Origin of the sequence: Roseateles noduli (assembly GCF_050626985.1) — a bacterium.
Classification (GTDB): Bacteria; Pseudomonadota; Gammaproteobacteria; order Burkholderiales; family Burkholderiaceae_C; genus Roseateles; species Roseateles noduli_A.
In genome coordinates, this window is the sequence record NZ_CP192463.1 from 880,678 (window position 1) to 898,688 (window position 18,011).

15 protein-coding genes are annotated in these 18,011 nt (G+C 70.3%); 8 read left to right on the top strand and 7 right to left on the bottom strand.

What is annotated here, in order from left to right; genetic code table 11:
* Nucleotides 1-57 precede the first annotated feature (57 nt).
* Nucleotides 58-1,593 (bottom strand): alkaline phosphatase D family protein, encoded by a 1,536-nt coding sequence (locus ACQ4L4_RS03845; protein ID WP_431102869.1) that lies wholly within the window; start codon nucleotides 1,591-1,593, stop codon nucleotides 58-60.
* Between the two features lie 188 nt (nucleotides 1,594-1,781).
* Between ACQ4L4_RS03845 and ACQ4L4_RS03850 the strand changes: the two genes are divergently transcribed.
* Complete coding sequence (locus ACQ4L4_RS03850; protein ID WP_431102870.1) at nucleotides 1,782-4,196, top strand: M66 family metalloprotease; 2,415 nt, start codon at nucleotides 1,782-1,784, stop codon at nucleotides 4,194-4,196.
* A 4-nt stretch (nucleotides 4,197-4,200) separates the two neighbouring features.
* Here the strand turns inward: ACQ4L4_RS03850 and ACQ4L4_RS03855 are convergent, their stop codons facing one another.
* The 3 genes from ACQ4L4_RS03855 to ACQ4L4_RS03865 all read right to left on the bottom strand — a co-directional run bounded on the left by ACQ4L4_RS03855 (nucleotide 4,201) and on the right by ACQ4L4_RS03865 (nucleotide 7,513).
* Complete coding sequence (locus tag ACQ4L4_RS03855) at nucleotides 4,201-5,214, bottom strand: Bug family tripartite tricarboxylate transporter substrate binding protein (protein ID WP_431104865.1); 1,014 nt, start codon at nucleotides 5,212-5,214, stop codon at nucleotides 4,201-4,203.
* A 211-nt stretch (nucleotides 5,215-5,425) separates the two neighbouring features.
* A complete protein-coding gene (locus ACQ4L4_RS03860; RefSeq protein WP_431102871.1) occupies nucleotides 5,426-6,391 on the bottom strand; it encodes a tripartite tricarboxylate transporter substrate-binding protein in 966 nt (321 codons plus the stop codon).
* A gap of 231 nt (nucleotides 6,392-6,622) precedes the next feature.
* Nucleotides 6,623-7,513 carry a LysR family transcriptional regulator gene (locus ACQ4L4_RS03865; protein WP_431102872.1) on the bottom strand — a complete coding sequence of 297 codons (891 nt, stop codon included), beginning with the start codon at nucleotides 7,511-7,513 and terminating at the stop codon, nucleotides 6,623-6,625.
* Between the two features lie 162 nt (nucleotides 7,514-7,675).
* Between ACQ4L4_RS03865 and ACQ4L4_RS03870 the strand changes: the two genes are divergently transcribed.
* Nucleotides 7,676-8,719 carry a Bug family tripartite tricarboxylate transporter substrate binding protein gene (locus ACQ4L4_RS03870; protein WP_431102873.1) on the top strand — a complete coding sequence of 348 codons (1,044 nt, stop codon included), beginning with the start codon at nucleotides 7,676-7,678 and terminating at the stop codon, nucleotides 8,717-8,719.
* A gap of 7 nt (nucleotides 8,720-8,726) precedes the next feature.
* Nucleotides 8,727-10,454 (top strand): IlvD/Edd family dehydratase, encoded by a 1,728-nt coding sequence (locus tag ACQ4L4_RS03875; RefSeq protein WP_431102874.1) that lies wholly within the window; start codon nucleotides 8,727-8,729, stop codon nucleotides 10,452-10,454.
* 40 nt (nucleotides 10,455-10,494) lie between these two features.
* Here ACQ4L4_RS03875 and ACQ4L4_RS03880 read toward each other — a convergent pair whose 3' ends face one another.
* From ACQ4L4_RS03880 to ACQ4L4_RS03890, 3 genes are all read right to left on the bottom strand, one after another.
* Nucleotides 10,495-11,745, bottom strand: coding sequence for a hypothetical protein (locus ACQ4L4_RS03880; RefSeq protein WP_431102875.1), 1,251 nt, complete (start codon nucleotides 11,743-11,745; stop codon nucleotides 10,495-10,497).
* Nucleotides 11,746-11,865: 120 nt separating this feature from the next.
* Complete coding sequence (locus tag ACQ4L4_RS03885; protein WP_431102876.1) at nucleotides 11,866-12,453, bottom strand: TetR/AcrR family transcriptional regulator; 588 nt, start codon at nucleotides 12,451-12,453, stop codon at nucleotides 11,866-11,868.
* A gap of 58 nt (nucleotides 12,454-12,511) precedes the next feature.
* Entirely contained in the window at nucleotides 12,512-13,672 is a 1,161-nt protein-coding gene (locus tag ACQ4L4_RS03890) for an iron-containing alcohol dehydrogenase (protein WP_431102878.1), read from the bottom strand.
* Nucleotides 13,673-13,813: 141 nt separating this feature from the next.
* Between ACQ4L4_RS03890 and ACQ4L4_RS03895 the strand changes: the two genes are divergently transcribed.
* The 5 genes from ACQ4L4_RS03895 to ACQ4L4_RS03915 all read left to right on the top strand — a co-directional run bounded on the left by ACQ4L4_RS03895 (nucleotide 13,814) and on the right by ACQ4L4_RS03915 (nucleotide 17,818).
* Complete coding sequence (locus tag ACQ4L4_RS03895; RefSeq protein ID WP_431104866.1) at nucleotides 13,814-14,887, top strand: alpha/beta hydrolase; 1,074 nt, start codon at nucleotides 13,814-13,816, stop codon at nucleotides 14,885-14,887.
* Nucleotides 14,884-15,765 (top strand): YbgC/FadM family acyl-CoA thioesterase, encoded by an 882-nt coding sequence (locus ACQ4L4_RS03900; RefSeq protein ID WP_431102879.1) that lies wholly within the window; start codon nucleotides 14,884-14,886, stop codon nucleotides 15,763-15,765. Before ACQ4L4_RS03895 ends, ACQ4L4_RS03900 begins: the two co-directional genes overlap by 4 nt.
* Nucleotides 15,766-15,856: 91 nt before the next feature.
* A complete protein-coding gene (locus ACQ4L4_RS03905) occupies nucleotides 15,857-16,462 on the top strand; it encodes a DUF3455 domain-containing protein (protein WP_431102880.1) in 606 nt (201 codons plus the stop codon).
* 46 nt (nucleotides 16,463-16,508) lie between these two features.
* Nucleotides 16,509-17,084: a sigma-70 family RNA polymerase sigma factor gene (locus ACQ4L4_RS03910; RefSeq protein WP_431102881.1), complete on the top strand. Its 576-nt coding sequence runs from the start codon at nucleotides 16,509-16,511 to the stop codon at nucleotides 17,082-17,084.
* Nucleotides 17,081-17,818: an anti-sigma factor gene (locus ACQ4L4_RS03915; protein ID WP_431102883.1), complete on the top strand. Its 738-nt coding sequence runs from the start codon at nucleotides 17,081-17,083 to the stop codon at nucleotides 17,816-17,818. The genes ACQ4L4_RS03910 and ACQ4L4_RS03915 overlap by 4 nt, the downstream gene beginning before the upstream one ends.
* The last annotated feature ends 193 nt before the right edge of the window (nucleotides 17,819-18,011 follow it).

Below are 18,011 nucleotides of genomic sequence, written 5' to 3' on the forward strand. Positions count from 1 at the left end.
GAGGGCGAGCGGCGTCGGCAGTCCACTGGTATCGGCAGGCGTGCCTGCCAGCGCGCGTCAGACCGCCTGCGCGCCCGGCCGTTCCGCCTCCACGGCGAAACGCGCCGCCGTGAACATCGCGCTCTTCGCGTCCCACGGCGTCTGCACGCTGCGCAGCTCGGCTTCCAGCCGCTCGGCGCGCAGCTCGAAGCGCATGTAGCCGCGCTGATCGCTGCGGCCATAGCGGATGTGCGGATTGAAGGGCAGGGCCTTGTCCAGCCGCGACTGCTCCGAGCCGTTGCTGGAGATGGACGTGCCGCAGAACTCGCTGGCCAGCACCGGGGCTGTTGGGTCGTCCCAGTCGAGCTTCAGGTCGGACACGTAGTTCGCGTGCACGTCCCCGCCGAGCACCACCGCGTTGGGCACCTGCCGCGCCGCGAGGTCGCGCAGCAGCCGCTCGCGGGCGAAGGGGTAGCCGTCCCAGCCGTCGGTCCAGTAGCGGCCCGGCCCCTTCGCCGGATCCTGCGAATTGAAGCGCGCCATCAGCGTCTGCTGCGCGAGCAGGTTCCACGGACGCGTGGCATCCCAGCTGTCGCGCAGCCACTGCTCCTGCGCCGTGCCCAGCAGCGTGCGCTGCGGGTTGCGCAGCGACGGACAGTCCTTCAGGTCGACCGTGTTGGAGCCGCCGCGGCCCGGTTTCGGGCAGGCCTGCGGATCGCGCCACGAGCGGTCGTCGATCGTCACGAGCCGCGCCAGACTGCCCCAGTCGTAGCGCTGGTTCAGCGTCATGTCGGCGCCGCGCGGACGCAGGTGCTTCGGGAAAGGCTGGTGCTCCCAGTAGGCCTGCGCGGCAACGACGCGGCGCTCATGGAAATCGGGGGCCAGGTCTTGCGACACGTCGCCCGCCCAGTCGTTCTGGGTCTCATGGTCGTCCCAGGTGAGGATCCACGGCGCGTTGGCGTGCATCGCCTGGAGCTGCGGATCGCTCTTGTATTGCGCGTAGCGCTGGCGGTAGTCCTCCAGCGTGCGGCACTGGCCGCCGTGATGCCGGCGCGGTGCCTTGCTGTCGACCGCGGTGGCGGACTCGTAGATGTAGTCGCCGAGGAAGAGCACCAGGTCGAGGTTCTGCGTCGCCATGTCGCCCCAGGCGGCGTATTCGCCGTGGTCGTAACGCTGGCAGGACGCGATGGCGAAACGCAGCGACGACGCGGCGGCGCCGGCGGCCGGCGAGGTGCGCGTGCGCCCCACCGCACTCTGCTGGCCCAGCGCGCGGAAGCGATACCAGTACCAGCGGTCGGGGCGCAGGCCCGCCGGCTCGGCGTGCACGCTGTGGGCGGTGCCCGGCTCGGCGCGCTCGGTGCCGCGCGCGACGATGGTCTTGAAGGCCTCGTCCTCCGCCAGTTCCCATTGCACCGGCACCTCGGCCGGCAGCCGGTCGCCGATCAGCCGGGTCCACAGCACGACGCGCTCGGCGCGCGGGCTGCCGGAGGCGACGCCCAATGCAAACAGGGGCGCCTCGGCGGCGTCGGCATGACGGAGCAGGGCCGGCGCGCAACCGGCGGCGAGGGCGGCCTGCAGCAGGCCGCGGCGCGAGGGGGTCCAGAGGCAAGTCATGACCCCGGAGCGTAGCCGCGAAGCCTGACGGCCCCGTGACCGCCGATGGGATCCGATGCCCCTGACTACCTCTCCCGGGTGACCTGTAGCGGGCTGCATCAGGCGTAAGAGTTGGTCAAGGCGAGGCAAAGAACCTGGAAGGATCGTTGATCATTCGCCGCCTTTTTGCAGATTCGTATGTCGCACTCATGACGGTTCCCTACCCCAAAGCGGTCGTTTCCGCTGCCGCGTTCATCGCCGCAGCGTCGTTCGCCGCGTACAAGGCGGGAGGCAGCAGTCAACCCGAACCCAGCGTGAGCGCTGCCGCGCAGGGCGGCGGCGCCAACGCGCGCGCCTTCGCCGGCATGGGGCCTGTGCGGCCGCCGGAGCCGCCGGCACCGGCCATCAAGAAGCCGAAATTCGCCTTGACCGGCGCGGTGCCGACGCCGCCGCCGGTCATCCCGCCGGCGCCCGTTCCGGCGACCGTGACGGCGCGATCGAGTCCGTCCGTGCCGATGCGCTTCGCCGTCTCCAGCGTGTCAACGCAGCCGGTGGAGCCCGCGCCCGCGCCGGTGCGCGCCATGGCGCTCTACCTGCCGGGGCCTTCGTCCGCGCCGTCGCCTGCACCCGCTCCCGCGCCGACACCCGCTCCCGCGCCGACACCCGCTCCCGCGCCTGCACCGGCGTCGGCGCCCGTGCAGGTGTCTCCGCCCGCGCCGACGGTGACGCCGGAACTGCTGGGCGTCGAGCTGGCGCAAACGCATGTGATCCCGGCCCACGGTCGCACCCTGCAGTCGCCCAACGAGGCCAAGCTCAACAAGAGCCGCAAGCTCCAGCTGGTCGCCGACCGCGCGGCGCTGCTGATGCTGCAGCCGTCCACGACGGCGGGCTCGGTGGGCTCGCTGCTGGTCCGCGCGAAGCTCGCGGACGGTCGCACGCTCGGTCCGTTGACGATGAACACGCCGGGCCGGCTGCCCACTTCGGACGGCGGCGGGGTTGCGTATTCGTCGGTCAAGTACAGCGCGCTGCTGCCCAAGGAATGGGTGCAGATCGGCACGACGCTGGAAGTCGGTCAGACCGATTTCTCGTCGCCGCGGACGATCGCGCTGACCGTCACGCCGGCCACGACGCTGAAGCATCACACGGTGCCGATCTACCTGTTCGGCGCACGCGCCTCGCAATCGGTCGTGCCCGACTTCAACCTCAGCGCGTTCTCGACGGCAGGGTATCCGATCGACCTCGAGTACCGCGAGAAGCTGCCCATCGCGAAGCTCGACGCGCGCCTCGCCGGCGCGGTCACGATCGACCAGCTCGCGGTGCCCGGCCGCAACGACGACAAGTTCTGCTATCCCGCGATGACGGTGTCCTCGTGGGCCGACTACCGCGCCATCGATGGCGACACGAACGCCCGGATGCTGCGCCTCCTGCGCGACCTGCGCGGCTGGACGGCCAACCGCGACCAGGCCTTCGCGGCGGGCTTCTACGGCTTCGTCCAGACCCTCAGCGGCGGCAGGCAGGTCGCGGCCTCGACCGGCGGCGGACTGGGCGGCCACGGCGTGGCCGTGTCGGGCGGCGACTACCGGCCGGACACGATCTACTCGGCCATCTTCAATCACGAGATGGGCCATGCCTACGGGCTGCCGCACGCCGATGCCGCGGCCGAGGCGGGCGACGATCCCTACAAGCTGGGCACGAAGAGCGGCTCGGCCTGGGGCTTCGACAGCGTGAAGCAGCAGCTGCTGACGACGCGCGAGTTCAGCGGCCAGGCCTGCGACACGCGCACCGTCGACGGCGTCTGCTATCAGCGCACGCCGATGTCCGGCGGCGACGACGACCGCAACGCGGCGAGCTACCGGTGGAACGCGTTCTCCGACTACCAGGCGGCGATCCTGCAGCAGGGCTTCCTGGACAAGCTGTTCCCGGACTCGACCTTCGACGGCGGCTACAAGCGCTGGAACCGCACGACAGGTGCGTTCGAGAAGGTCTCCAACGACGACCGCGCGCGTGCCGGCACGGACGTGCTGCAACTGGACCAGCAGGTGCAGACGGTGATCGGCACGGTGTCGCACTTCAATGCGGCGCCGACGGCCAGCACGATGGTGGTGACGCCGGCGTGGACCGGCAACCTGCCGCAGCGGATCGACCCGACGGTGCAGGCGGATGTCGACCGCCTCCTGAGCGACAAGCCGGGCGGCTGGAGCGGCTACTACTGCGTGACCAGCGGCTGCGACTACACGCTGGTGGCGACCTACGGCGACGGAACGGTGCTGCGCCACCTGCTGCCGATCGGCTACCGCGACTGGAACAAGCCCAATGACGCGACCGGCTACAAGCGCGGCGCGAAGGACGCGACAAGCAGCGACAACTTCGCCACCTACGCGGTGAACCTGCCGACCGGTCGCGGCGGGCTGGTGAAGCTGCAGCTGTTCAGCACGCCGCACGGTTCGTTGTGGCAGACGCGCTTCACCGTGATGAACGCGGCGGACTTCGGCGGCACCTTGCCGCTGGTGAACGAGTGGACGCCGGCCGACGGCACCACCGGCGGCCGAGGCGCGCCGGGGACGACGCAGTTCGACACGGCGTCCTGCAAGGTCGGCGCGGTGGTGAAGCGGCCCGCGCGCTGACCCTTCAATCCGCCGTCATGTTGGCGCTGCGCGCCACCTTGCCGAGCCGTTCGTACTCCTGCGCCGACAGCGTCGCGAGTTCCGCGGCGGTCGAGGACTTCGGCGAGAACCCGGCGGCGACCAGCTTCTCCTTCACGCCCGGATCGGCCAGCGCGGCCTTCAGCGCCTGCTCCAGTCGGCGCACGACCGGCGCGGGCAATCCGGCGGGACCATACACCCCGAACCACGGTTCGATCGCGTAGCCCGGCAGGCCGGCCTCGGCCAGCGTCGGCACGTCGGGCAGCGCCGGATTGCGCTGCGAGCCGGCCACCGCCAGCGCGCGCAGCTTGCCGGCCTGGATGTGCGGCAGCGACGCGGGCAGGTTGTCGAAGGCGACGGGGATCTGGCCGCCGATCAGGTCGGTGATCAGCGGCGCGCTGCCTTTGTAGGGCACGTGCACCCACTCGGTGTGGCTGAGCTGGCCGAACAGCACGCCGGCCAGATGCATCGAGGTGCCCGCGCCGGCCGTGCCGAAAGGCAGCCCCGGGTTCTTCGCGACATGGGCGCGCAGCTCGGCGACGGACTTGACCGGCAGGGACGGTCCGACCTCGAGGACGATCGTCGAGTTCCCGAGCAGCCCGATCGCGCTGAAGTCCTTGCGCGGATCGAAGGACATCTTCTTGTAGATGTGCGGGTTCAGCGCGTTGGTCGAGATGGCGCCCATGCCGACCGTGTAGCCGTCGGGCGCGGCCTTGGCGACCGCGTCCATGCCGAGGTTGCCGCCGGCGCCGCCGCGGTTCTCGATGACGACGGTCTGTCCCAGCGTCTGCGACATGTGCGCGCCGACGGTGCGGGCCACCAGGTCGGTGGTGCCGCCGGCCGCGTAGGGCACGATGAAGCGGATCGGCCTGGTGGGGAAGGCGTCCTGCGCGAAGGCGGGCAGTGCGGCCCACGCGCCGAGCAGGGCTGCCGCGGTCGTGGCGAGGATCGCGCGGCGGGAGGAAGCGCGGCACGACAGGCCGGAGGCGGCGGACCGCATCGGACGGAGGTCGGACTGGGGGGCAAAGCGGGGCATGGACATGAGGTCTCCTGATCTTGTGGATCGATGAGACGTCGATTCCCCGCGCATCACGAGCGTGATTACCCGGGCGGAGCGTGCGGCGGACGCGCAGATCGCCCGTCGTCCGGCAAGGCGCGCGCGCCTCGCCCGAACGCGCCGCGAGGGCTGGCTCGCGAAGGAAAGGTGCCACTCAATCCGGTTTGATCTTGGCGGCGGTGATCAGCTTCGTGTAGCGCTCGCGCTCCGCATGCAGGTGCTTGGCGAAGGCCGCGGCGTCGCCGGGCGTGCTCTCGCCGCCGGCCTGGGCCAGGCGTTCCTTGACCTCGGCCGACTGGGCGGCCCTGACGGCGGCGGCGCTCAACGCGGCGAGCACCGGCTTGGGCGTGCTGGCCGGCGCCATCAGGCCGTACCAGACCGAGGCCTCGAAGCCGGGGAAGCCGGACTCCGCGATCGTCGGCACGTCGGGGAACAGGCTGGAGCGCTTGGCGCTCAGCACGGCGAGCGGGCGCAGCTTGCCGCTCTTCCAGTGCGGCAGGATCTCGAGCGCGTTGAGCGCCACCACGGGCACCTGGCCGCCGATGACGTCGGTGAGCGCCTGGGCGCCGCCCTTGTAGGGCACGTGCATCAGGTTGATCTTGGCGGCGCTGGCGAACAGCTCGACGGCCAGATGCGGCGTGGAGCCGTTGCCCGGCGTCGCGTAGCCGACGGATTCCGGCTTGGCCTTGGCGGCCTCGATCAGCTGGGCCAGCGTCTTGTACGGCGACTCCGGATTGACCGCGATGATGACCGGCACGCGGCCGATCAGCGCGACGGGGGCCAGGTCTTTCTCCGAGTCGTACGGCGGCGGCTGGTAGAGGGCCATGTTGGCCGCGACGGCGTTGGCGGCCATCAGCAGCGTGGCGCCGTCGGCCGGCGCGGACACGACGGTGCGGGCGGCGATGTTGCTGCCGCCGCCGGGTTTGTTGTCGACGATGACGGGCTGCTTCAGCTCGGTCTGCAGCCGCACGGCGACGGCGCGGGCGACCACGTCCACGGCGCCGCCGGCCGAATAGCCGACGACGATCTTGAGCGGACCGGCGGGGAGGGATTGCGCGAACGCGAGCGGGGCGGCGAACGCCAACGCGGCGCCGGCCCAGAGGAATGCTTGTCTCTTCATGGGGACCTTGTGGGGGAATCGGCGCCGGAGACGGCGCGCTGCGGGTCGGACCGGGAGGAGCCGCCCGCGCGCATTCTGGTCGGTGGCCTCGCCGCGACCAATGCTGGAATGGCGCTAGCTGTTATGCCGGAGCGGCATGGCGGTCACGATGCATTCCGGATGCTTTGCCAGGTGTTTAGCCATTTCCGAAGTCGGAAATGCCTATCCGCCTGCTTTGCCAGGATTTAAGGCTCACCGCTTCCGCTTGATCTTGGGGGCGAACAGCGCCTCCGCCTGCTCCAGGAACATCCGTGCCAGCGGTTCGCGCGGGCTTTGTGCGCTCCAGACGAAGCCGCTCTTGCGGACCGGCGCCGTGCCGGGCAGAGGCACCTTCTGGATCGACAAGCCGCTGGACCACAGCGCCGACCAGTCCGGCAGCAGCGAGATCCCCAGCCCCTGGTCGACCATCGCGGCGATGGACATCAGGCCGTTGATCTCCAGCCGCCGTCGCGGGGTCAGGCCTTGCTGACGCAGGTATCGGTCCGCCAACTGACCGCCGAGCACCGACCGGTCGTACTGGATGAAGGGCTCGGTGCGGAGCAGGTCGTGCGCGTCGCGTCGAGCGAGCTCCTTCGGCGCCACGACGACGAGCGGCTCGGTCATCAGCTCGCGCCACTCGCAGGTCTTGGGGATCGTGAACTGAGGCTCCACCACCACCGCGGCGTCCAGGTCGCCGGCCGCGACCATGCGCACCAGCTCCGTCGACGCGTTCGAGACGACCGAGACCGAGAGGTCGGGATGGCTCGCGTAGAGGCGCCGCAGCACCGGCGGCAGCACCGTCGTCAGCGCCGAGACGAACGCGCCCAGCCGCAGTTCGCCCAGCTGCACCTTCTCGTTGGCGAGCGCGCGCAGGTCGCGCTCCTCGCGCAGCATGTTGCGGGCACGGTCGAAGATGTTGAGCCCCGCCGCCGTCGGCTTCACCGAACGCCCCGAGCGCCGGATCAGCGCCGTGCCGAGGTCGTCCTCCAGCGCCTTCAGGCGCGCGGCCACCGCCGGCGCGGTCATGTCGAGCCGCCGCGCGGCCTCCGCGATGGAGCCGCACTCCACCGTCGTCACGAAGCTTTGAACGTAGCGCAGATCCATCCCGGCGTCCTTCATCCGTCGCCCTGACCGGGCGGCTCCGGAACATAAGGAATTTTTTGCTCTGAAGCAATGGGAAGCAAATTGTTCTCAGGTCGTGTTTGGCCAACCATCGCTATCCACAACGACTCATAACAACCCCGCTGACCACAGCCAGGAGACAACATGCCCCGTTTATTGCCGCGCTCATTGCCCCGTCCCGTGCTTCGGACTTCCGGCGTCCGTCGCCGCCAGGTCCTCGCCGTCGCCGCCGCGGTGGTGGCGTCCTCGCTCGTCCTGGGCGGATCCGCCGCCGCCGCGACCTGGCCGGACAAGGTCATCACGATGATCGTGCCGTTCTCGCCCGGCGGCGCCACCGACATCATTGGCCGCATCCTCGCGGCGGAGCTGTCGACGGGGCTGGGCAAGCAGGTCATCGTCGAGAACCGCGCCGGCGCGGGCGGCAACCTCGGCGCGCAGGCGGTGGCCAAGGCCGCGCCCGACGGCTACACGATCCTGATGGGCGCGATGACCTCCCACGCCACCATCGCGACGCTGGAGAAGGGCAAGGTCCGCTACGACCTGGTCAAGGACTTCCAGACCGCGGCCGTCGTCGGCAGCGTGCCCCTGGTCTTCGTGGCCAACCCCTCGGTGCCGGCGAAGTCGCTGAAGGAACTCGTCGCCTACATCCAGGCGAATCCGGGCAAGACCTCCTTCGGCTCCTCCGGCGCCGGCGCGCCGCAGCGAATGGCGTCGGAGATGCTGAAGCTCCAGGGCAAGCTCGCCACCGACAACATCCCCTACCGCGGCAGCGGCCCCGCCGTCACCGACCTGATCGCGGGCCAGATCCAGTTCATGGCCGAGACCGTGCCGGCGGTGCTGCAGTTCATCAAGGGCGGCAAGCTGACGCCGCTGGCCGTGGCGGCGTCCGCGCGGGATCCCAATCTGCCCGACGTGCCGACCACGGCCGAGGCGGGCTTCCCCAGCCTGCTGGCGACCTCGACCTTCGGCGTGCTGGTGCCGGCGGGCACGCCGGCGGACGTCGTGTCGCGCCTGAACGCTGAGATCTACAAGGCGCTCAAGAAGCCCGAGGTGCTGGCACAGTTGGCCCAGCAGGGCGTGGTGGCGCAGGCGCCGCTGACGCCGGCCGCCGCGCAGGAGCGCCTCAAGGGCGAAGTGACGACATGGGCCAAGGTCATCGCCGCGGCCAACATCAAGGCAGACGAGTGAGGCAGTCGTGAGCGATCAACCCAAGGGCCTGAAGAAGGGCCTCACCAACTACGGCGACCAGGGCTTCTCGCTGTTCCTGCGCAAGGCCTTCATCAAGGGCGCGGGCTACACGGACGACGCGCTGGACCGCCCCGTCATCGGCATCACCAACACCGGCAGCAGCTACAACCCGTGCCACGGGAACATGCCGCAGCTGCTGGAGGCGGTGAAGCGCGGGATCATGCTCGCCGGCGGGCTGCCGATGGACTTCCCGACGATCTCGGTGCACGAGAGCTTTTCGGCCCCGACCAGCATGTACCTGCGCAACCTGATGTCGATGGACACCGAGGAGCTGGTGCGCGCGCAGCCGATGGACGCGGTGGTGCTGATCGGCGGCTGCGACAAGACCGTGCCGGCGCAGCTGATGGGCGCGGCGTCCGCGGGCATTCCGGCGATCCAGCTGATCACCGGCTCGATGCTGACCGGCAGCCATCGCGGCGAGCGCGTCGGCGCCTGCACCGACTGCCGCCGCTACTGGGGCAAGTACCGCGCGGACGAGATCGACGACCAGGAGATCGCCGACGTCAACAACCAGCTCGTCGCGAGCGTGGGCACCTGCTCGGTGATGGGCACGGCCAGCACGATGGCCTGCGTGGCGGAGGCGCTCGGCATGACGGTGCCGGGCGGCGCCTCGCCGCCGGCCGTCACGGCGGACCGCATCCGCGTGGCCGAGCAGACCGGCGCGCAGGCAGTCGAGCTGGCGCGCAAGGGCCTGACGATCGACAAGATCCTGACGCCGGCGGCGTTCGAGAACGCGCTGCGCGTGCTGCTCGCGATCGGCGGCTCCACCAACGGCATCGTGCACCTGACCGCGATCGCGGGCCGCATGGGCATCGACATCGACCTCGCGGGCCTCGACCGCCTGGGGCGCGAGACGCCGGTGCTGCTCGACCTGAAGCCGTCGGGCCAGCATTACATGGAGGACTTCCACCACGCGGGCGGCATGGCGACGCTGCTGCGCGAGCTCAAGCCGCTGCTGCGCCTGGAGGCGCTGACGGTCACCGGCCGCACGCTGGGCGAGGAGATCGAACGCGCCGGCGAGGGCTTCGCGCAGGACGTCGTGCGGACCTTCGACCGGCCGATCTATCCGCAGGGCGGCCTGGCCGTGCTGCGCGGCAACCTGGCGCCGGGCGGCGCGATCATCAAGCAGTCGGCGGCGGATCCCAAGCTCATGGAGCACGAGGGCAGGGCGGTCGTCTTCGAGAACAGCGCGGACCTCGCCGCGCGCATCGACAGCGACGACCTCGACGTGACCGCCGACGACATCCTGGTGTTGAAGAACATCGGGCCGAAGGGCGCGCCGGGCATGCCCGAGGCGGGCTACATCCCGATCCCGCGCAAGCTCGCGCGCGCCGGCGTGAAGGACATCGTGCGCGTGTCCGACGGCCGCATGAGCGGCACGGCTTTCGGGACGATCGTGCTGCATGTGACGCCGGAGGCGGCCGTGGGCGGCCCGCTCGCCCACGTGCGCAATGGCGACCGCATCCGGTTGAGCGTGAAGGACCGGGAGATCGCGCTGCTGGTCTCCGACGAGGAACTGGCCAAGCGTGCCGCCGAGCACCCGGTCGTCGAGCCGACGGCGGAGCGGGGCTATCGCAAGCTGTTCCTGCAGACCGTCACGCAGGCGGACCAGGGCGTCGACTTCGACTTCCTGCGCGCGGTGAAGACGACAGGCAAGGCGCCGGAGGATCGCTGAGCATCCGGGCGAGCGTGCGGCGGGACCGCACGGCGCGGCCTCACTTGGGCTTGGGGACGAAGCGGACCCAGGTCCGGATGAAGCTGCGCGGGGCCTTGGCCTCCTTGTCCAGATCGGACTGCGCGATGTCTCCCGAGTCGAGCGCCGTGCTGAGCCGGCGTTTCAGCTTGGGGGCCTGATCGACAAGCGCCTGCTTGTCTTGTGACGATGAGGTCGCGGCCGCCTCGAGGTTGTGGGTGTGATAGCAGCCCATCACATAGGCGGCCAGCGTCGCGTCGGACAGCGCGCCCAGATCGGTGTCCTTGGGCACGCGCGGGGCCACGATCTTCAGCATGTCTTCCCTGCTCATGGTGCTCGGTCGGCGATGGTTGAGCACCGGCGTCGAATGCCAGTTGTTCGGATCGGACAGGCCGATGAGCGCGTTGGCCTCCAGGGTCGGTGACTTGATGGACAACGGAACGTCCTGTTGAGCGAGTCTGCGCGCCTGGATGTCGCGCTGAGTCTCCCCCGGGAGGTCGCGCTCCATGCCTGCGTCCCCCTTGATGTCCTCGTAATGGTCCGGTCCCTGGATGGGCGCCGCGTTGCTGTAGCTCAGGTTGAAGAACACCGTGGTCCCCCGGCTGTCCTTGTGGAAGCCCACGTTGCCGCGCCGGTCGAACTGGCAGTCCACGTCGATGACGACGTAGTGATGCGCGAAGATCTGCTCGGCGTTGTGGTCGACGTAGGCCAACTGGCCGTTGTGCCCCACCGTGGCCCGGACGAAGGGCACCAGCAGGGGATCGATCTTGCCGCGTTCGCTCGTCGGGATCCGTGTCATTTCGAGCGCCTCTTCGGCGTGGTCGTCCGTCTTGCGCGTGAGGGTCTTGTCCCGTCCGTAGAGGAAGGAACCCAGCCGGTAGCCGCCGGCGGTGCCCATGCCTCCGGCCAACGCCAGGATCCGTTTCTGGAGCTCGGTGCCGGAGATGTCCTCCGTCTCTCCGTTGTCGCCCTTCGGGATCGTCGCGTGCAGCGTGTCGAGCGTCCCGTCCGTCCTGTCCGCGGGGAAGTGCTCGAGCTGCGCCACCCAGGCGCTCGCCGGGGGACGGGTGGACAAGGCGGGGCGGCCGGCGTCGACGCGATCACCCGATCGCGACGGGTCGCCGAACAGCTGCCGGATCAGTGAACGCTGGGCCACGGCCCGCGGCGTTGCAGCGATCGCCTGGCTGGCCGCGCCGCTGGCGGACACCTTCGAGGCGGCTGCCTGGGATGGCGCGGAGGTCGACGTCTGCGCCTTGCGGACGGTGTGCTTCATCGGACTGGTCCTGCGGGAGGGAGCCGCCAGGGTCGGTGCAGTCCGTCGGAGCGGCCATCGGCAGGACGCGGATTTGGAGGCTCGCGAAATCTGAGCGGTCCTCGCCGCCGGAGCAGGGCGTCAGGCCGCTTGCGTCAGCTTGAGGATGGCCGGCTGCACGACAGCGGCGAACGCCTTCGGGTCGTCCACGGCGCGGGCCACCAGCATGGCCCCGTGCACGACCGCCATGAACGCGCGCGCCGAGTTCGCCGGGCTGCCGGGCAGGTGGAACTGTCCGGCCGCGACGCCGCGCTTGAGCACGGACGCGAGCCACGCACCCAGATCGTGGAAATGGCCTCGCACCTCGATCGCGACTTCCTCGGGGATGGTCGGCATCTCGGTGGCGAGCATCGCGCAGATGCAGAACGGGTGCTCGCCGCTGCGGATGCAGCCGGCCCAGTAGTCCGCGTAGGCGTTGAGCTCGGCCACCGGGTTGTCGATCTTCCGCACCAGGCCGGCAAGGCCGTTCCTCGCTTCCTCGCGATAGAGCGAGACGACGCGCTGGACCAGCACCGCTTTGCTCGGGAAGTGGTGATGGATGCTGGCCTTGGTGATGCTGACGCGTTCGGCCAGGTCGGCGTAGCTGAAGCTGTTGTAGCCGCCCGAGACCAGCAGCGATCGCGTATGCGCGACGATCTCGGCAGCCTTGGGGGAGAGCTCGACGGTCATGGGGTCTGCATCGGATGAAGGAGCCCCCGATTCTACGGGTGATCTACCAGTTGGTAGATCACAGGGACTCGTCCAGCATCTTCCGGTAGTCGCTTGCGGAAGCTTCGCGCGGATTGGTCTTGTGGGTGTGGTCGTGCAGCGCGCGGTCGACGATCTGCTCGTAGAGATCGACCGTCACGCCCATCTCGCCAAGGCTGGCGGGCAGTCCCAGCCGCTGGTTCATCGCCTTGACGGCGGCGGCGAGCTCGTCGGCCGGCGTGCCTGCCTGCAGGTTCATCGCATGGCCCATGCGGGCGATCTTGTCGTCGCGCCGCATCGAGTCGTGCATCCCGTTGAAGCGGATCACCGCCGGCAGGAACACCGCGTTCAGCGTGCCGTGGTGCAGCCTGGGCATGAGCCCGCCGAGCGCGTGGCTCAGCGAGTGCACGCAGCCCAGCCCCTTCTGGAAGGCGAGCGCGCCCATCGTGCTCGCGGCCATCATGTCCAGGCGGGCGTCGATGTCGTCGGGGTGCGTGGTGGCGCGTTCGATCTGGCGCCAGCCGCGGCGCAGACCTTCCAGCGCGATGCCGTCGGCCGGCGGATTGAAGGCCGAGGACATGAAGGTCTCCATGCAGTGCGCGATCGCGTCCATGCCGGTGGCGGCCGTCAGCGAGGCGGGCAGCTTGCGCGTCAGCTCCGGATCGCAGACCGCCGACTTGGGCATCAGCTCCCAGTTGTGGAAGCCGAGCTTGCGGCCGTCGTCCACGATGATGATCGCGCCGCGCGCGACCTCGGAGCCGGTGCCCGCGGTCGTCGGCACCGCGATCAGCGGCACGGCCTGGGACGTGATGTTGCCGGCGCCGCCGAGGATGGTGGCGTAGCGTGTCAGCGGGCCGTCGTGCCTCGCGGCGATCGCCACCCCCTTGGCCAGGTCGATGCTGGAGCCGCCGCCGACGGCGATCAGCCCGTCGCAGCCGTGGGCGCGGAAGCGCTCGACGGCTTCGCGCACGGCGGCCTCGGTCGGGTTGGGCGGCGTACCGTCGTAGACGGGCAGGGCGGCCGCGTCGATCGGCGACGCGGCCCAGGCCTCGAGCACCAGGTCCAGCACGCCGGCCGCGCGCACGCCCTTGTCGGTGACGATCAGCGGCCTGGTGATGCCGGCGCGCACGCATTCCGCGCCGATCAGCCGGCGCGCGCCGGCCTCCAGATGGATGTGGGTGAGGTACTGGATCAGGGCCATGGGCGACGTCCTTTGCCTGGTGATGGCGGGCCGCATCGGCGCGGGCCCGCGGGGTCTGGGAGAATCCCGCGATTGGGGTTTGGCAGCAGCCGAGCCTACGTCCTGGAGTTCCCGTTGAGTAGCACCTTGTTGACACCGCGGATGGCCGCGGTGCTGGAGCGCATCCACCGCGCCAACCGCCCGTCGTTCCACAGCCTCACGCCCAGGCAGGCCCGCATCGCCTACCTCATGGGCGCCGAGATCCTGGACCTGCCGCGGGCGCCGCTGCCGCGCATCGAGAATCTGGCAATCCCCGGTCCCGCCGGCGACATCGCCGCGCGCCTCTACGCCCCGTTCACGCGTGAGGACGCGGCCGCGCGGGACGCGCGCGGCCTGCCGGTGCTGCTGTACTTCCACGGCGGCGGCTTCGTCATCGGCAGCCTCGAGACCCACGACAGCCTGTGCCGCCAGCTGGCGCTGCGCACCGGCGCCGCGGTGATCGCGGTCGACTACCGCCTGGCGCCGGACCACCCGTTCCCGGCCGCGGTCGACGACTGCTGGGCCGCGCTGGCATGGCTGGCGACCGCGGCCGCCGACCTGGGCCTGGACCGCGCGCGCATCGCCGTCGGCGGCGACAGCGCCGGCGGCACGTTGGCCGCGGTGACGGCGCTGCATGCGCGCGACATCCGTGACCGCCTGGGCCTGTCGCTGGTGATGCAGCTGCTGATCACGCCCGGTGCGACCGCGCATGCGGACACCGACTCGCACCGCCGCTTCGCAAAGGGCCATCTGCTGGACGCCGACACGATCGCCTGGTTCTTCAACCAGTACATCCCGACGGAACAGCGCGACGACTGGCGCTTCGCGCCGCTGCAGGCCGAGGACCACGAGGACCTGGCGCCCGCCACGCTCATCCTGGCCGAGGCCGATCCGCTGATCGACGAAGGCATCGCCTACGCCGACCTGCTGCGCGCCAGCGGCAACGAGGTGCGGCTGGAGCTCTACCGCGGCGTGACACACGACTTCATCAAGATGGGTCGTAGCATTCCGGAGGCCGAGCAGGCGCTCGATGCCTGCGCGGACGCGCTGAGGACGGCCTTCGGCCTGCCGGCGCCGGTTTCCGTTCCTGCTCCCGTTCCTGTTTCCGTTCCTGTTTCCGATCGCGCCTCCGATCCCGCTTCCGATCCCGCTTCCGGGACGACGACTTCCTCGACCCCGACCGGGGCTTCCGCATGAGCACCACCGCGCCCCACGCCCTGACCCGCGACCGCTTCCGCTTCTTCGAACGCCTGCGCGTGCGCTGGGCCGAGATCGACGCGCAGCAGATCGTCTTCAACGGCCACTACCTGACCTACTTCGACACGGCGGTCGGCGGCTACTGGCGCGCGCTGGCGCTGCCCTACGCGCCGACGATGCAGGCGCTGGAGGGCGATCTCTTCGTCCGCAAGTCGACGATCGAGTACCTCGGCTCGGCGCATTACGACGAGCTGCTCGACATCGGCGTGCGCACGGAACGCGTGGGCACGAGCTCGCTGACGGTGAGCTGCGCGGTGTTCCGCGGCGACGAGTGCCTGGTGCACGGCGAGCTGGTCTATGTCTTCGCGGATCCGGTGGCGCGCGTGCCCAAGGCGGTGCCCCAGGCGCTGCGCGACCTGCTGCTGGGCTTCGAGCGCGGCGAGGCGATGACCGAGGCGCGCGTGGGCAACTGGGCGACGGTGGGCGAGGACGCGCACCGCATCCGCCAGGCTGTCTTCGTCGAGGAGCAGAAGATCCCCGCCGAGATGGAGTGGGACGCCGCCGACGAGAGTTGCACACACGCGGTGGCCTACAACCGGCTGGGCCGGCCGCTGGCGACGGGCCGGCTGCTGGAGCACGTGCCGGGGGTGGCCAAGATCGGGCGGATGGCGGTGCTGTCGCCGATGCGCGGCAGCCGCGTCGGCCGCCAGGTGCTGGATGCGCTGATGCAGGCCGGCCGCGAGCAGGGCTACCGCGAGGTGCTGCTGCATGCGCAGCTCAGCGCCGAAGGGTTCTACACGCGCGCGGGGTTCCAGCGGCGCGGGCCGGTGTTCGAGGAGGCGGGGATCGCGCACGTGGAGATGGTGCGGGGTCTGTAAGACGGGTGCGTCCGTTTCGGATCCCTCTCCGTAAGTGGATGAGGTGCGGCACTGACGCCGCTCCTTCTGCCTTCCTACCCAGGAGATTTCCATGAAGCGCATCACCGCTGCCGTCTTGTCCGTTCTCGCGCTCGCCGCCTGCGCGAGCGCGCAGGCCTCCCGACCGTCCGCGGACGTGCTGGCCCGCCTGCCCGATCCGTCGACTGCGACCGCGAACGCGATCGCGGTGAAGGTCCCCGACGTCCCACCGTCGCTTCGGCCCGCGGACGGCTCGCGGATGCTTCTCCAGGTCCATGCCATCGGCGTCCAGATCTACGAGTGCGCCCAGGCCGCCAACGGCGCCTGGGAGTGGCAGTTCCGCGGGCCCGAGGCGACGCTCTTCGACGCGCGCAATGCCAAGCTCGGCGACCACGGCGCCGGACCGTTCTGGCGCCTGGAGGATGGCTCCCGCATCGTCGGCCAGGCCAAGGCATCGTCGCCGGCGCCGACGGCGGGCGCCATTCCCTGGCTGCTGCTGACGGTGAAGTCGCGCAGCGGTTCCGGCGGCCTCGATCCCGTCGACGCCGTGCAGCGCATCCACACCGTGGGCGGCGTCGCGCCGCCGGCGCAGGAGTGCGTCGCCGCCGCCACCGGTCGGACCGTCCGGATCGACTACACCGCCGACTACCTCTTTTGGGGTTCCGCCCCGTCGCGGTGAGGTCCGGCTTGACCGATCATCCCGGGTCCTGGCTGTGACTCCGGCGATGCAAGCGAATCAAGATCTCCCCCAACTGATGGCCCGCGTGGCGCTGCGCGACCGCGCGGCCTTCGAGCTCGTCTATCGACTGACGAGCGCGCATCTGTTCTCCGTCTCCTTGCGTATGTTGAGGAACGAACAGCGCGCGGAGGAGAACCTCCAGGAGGCTTACGTGAGCATCTGGCACCACGCGCAGGCCTACCGGCCCGACGCCGGCACGCCGATGACCTGGATGATCAACATCGTCCGCAACAAGGCCATCGACCAGCTGCGCTCGCGCCGCAACGAGGACGAGCACTCGGTCGAGCTCGACGAAGACGCGCTCGCCGTGCCGGCGGACGCGGCCGGCGAACCGCTGCAGCTCCTCGAGCAGAACCTCGCCGACGCCCGCATCGGGGCCTGCATGCAGGCGTTGTCCGCGCAGCAGCGCCAGGCCCTGGCGCTCGCGTACTACCGCGGCATGGTCCACACCGAGATCGCCGAGGCGCTCCATGCGCCGCTCGGCACGATCAAGGCGTGGGTGCGCCGGGGGCTCGACCGCCTCAAGGCCTGCCTCGAAGCCGGTGGAGTGACCGCGCCATGAACTACGACCGACCCGAGCTGGTGGAGCATCTGGCGCGCGAGTACGCGCTCGGCACGCTGCAGGGACCTGCGCGACGTCGCTTCGTCGCGCTGATGCGCGACTCCCGGCCGATCGCTGCCGCGGTTGCGCAGTGGGAGCAGCGCCTGGCGGTCATGGAGCGTTCGCCGGTGCTGATCCAGCCGCCCGTCACGACGTGGCAGGGCATCGAGCAGCGTCTGTTCCCGCGCACTCAGGCATCGCAGGCGCCCAAGTCGAGTGGCGTCCTCGGCACGGTGCTGGGTTGGCTTTCCGGTCGCGCCGCCGGCGGCGTCCTGGCCGGGATGCTGCTCGCGGTGGTCCTCGTGAAGACCGTGCCCACCACGGTGGGTCTGGAGACCGCGTCGGAGGCGCTGCCTGCGAGCTATGTCGGCGTGCTCGGCGCGCAAGCCGCGCCACCCTCCGTTGTCGTGAGTTCGAAGCGCCACGGCAAGCTGCTCACCGTGAAGGTGCTGCGTCCCATCGCCGTGCCTGAAGGCCGTCGCGCCACCTTGTGGGCCATCCCGAAGGACGGTGCGCCGTTCGTGGTCGGCACGGTCTCGCCATCGGGCCAGACGCAGATAGCCTTGCCGGCCGAATCCGAGAAGCTCTTCTTCAGCGTGAGTCGCGTCGCGATCAGCCTGGAGGCGGGCGATGGACCGGCACCGACCACGCCGTCGGCGTTTGTGCTCGAAGGGGCCTGCGTCAAGGTGTGGTGAGTTCAGGAGGACGAGTGCGGAGGAGGACACCAGTGGCCGGGGTGAGGACCGGATGAGGCCTGGGTGAGGACCGGATGAGGCCTGGGTGAGGCCTGGTTGTGGCCTGGATGAGGCCTGGATGAGGGCGATGCAAAGGCGCGGGCGCCCGACGAATCGTTACAACGAATTTACGAAGCCGGGTGCGTCCGCCGTC

Bases quoted from the DNA above. Each gene is read 5' to 3' on its own strand.
- ACQ4L4_RS03845 (WP_431102869.1), bottom strand. From the start codon at position 1,593: ATGACTTGCCTCTGGACCCCCTCGCGCCGCGGCCTGCTGCAGGCCGCC.
- ACQ4L4_RS03850 (WP_431102870.1), top strand. From the start codon at position 1,782: ATGACGGTTCCCTACCCCAAAGCGGTCGTTTCCGCTGCCGCGTTCATC.
- ACQ4L4_RS03855 (WP_431104865.1), bottom strand. From the start codon at position 5,214: ATGCGGTCCGCCGCCTCCGGCCTGTCGTGCCGCGCTTCCTCCCGCCGC.
- ACQ4L4_RS03860 (WP_431102871.1), bottom strand. From the start codon at position 6,391: ATGAAGAGACAAGCATTCCTCTGGGCCGGCGCCGCGTTGGCGTTCGCC.
- ACQ4L4_RS03865 (WP_431102872.1), bottom strand. From the start codon at position 7,513: ATGGATCTGCGCTACGTTCAAAGCTTCGTGACGACGGTGGAGTGCGGC.
- ACQ4L4_RS03870 (WP_431102873.1), top strand. From the start codon at position 7,676: ATGCCCCGTTTATTGCCGCGCTCATTGCCCCGTCCCGTGCTTCGGACT.
- ACQ4L4_RS03880 (WP_431102875.1), bottom strand. From the start codon at position 11,745: ATGAAGCACACCGTCCGCAAGGCGCAGACGTCGACCTCCGCGCCATCC.
- ACQ4L4_RS03885 (WP_431102876.1), bottom strand. From the start codon at position 12,453: ATGACCGTCGAGCTCTCCCCCAAGGCTGCCGAGATCGTCGCGCATACG.
- ACQ4L4_RS03890 (WP_431102878.1), bottom strand. From the start codon at position 13,672: ATGGCCCTGATCCAGTACCTCACCCACATCCATCTGGAGGCCGGCGCG.
- ACQ4L4_RS03895 (WP_431104866.1), top strand. From the start codon at position 13,814: ATGGCCGCGGTGCTGGAGCGCATCCACCGCGCCAACCGCCCGTCGTTC.
- ACQ4L4_RS03900 (WP_431102879.1), top strand. From the start codon at position 14,884: ATGAGCACCACCGCGCCCCACGCCCTGACCCGCGACCGCTTCCGCTTC.
- ACQ4L4_RS03905 (WP_431102880.1), top strand. From the start codon at position 15,857: ATGAAGCGCATCACCGCTGCCGTCTTGTCCGTTCTCGCGCTCGCCGCC.
- ACQ4L4_RS03910 (WP_431102881.1), top strand. From the start codon at position 16,509: ATGCAAGCGAATCAAGATCTCCCCCAACTGATGGCCCGCGTGGCGCTG.
- ACQ4L4_RS03915 (WP_431102883.1), top strand. From the start codon at position 17,081: ATGAACTACGACCGACCCGAGCTGGTGGAGCATCTGGCGCGCGAGTAC.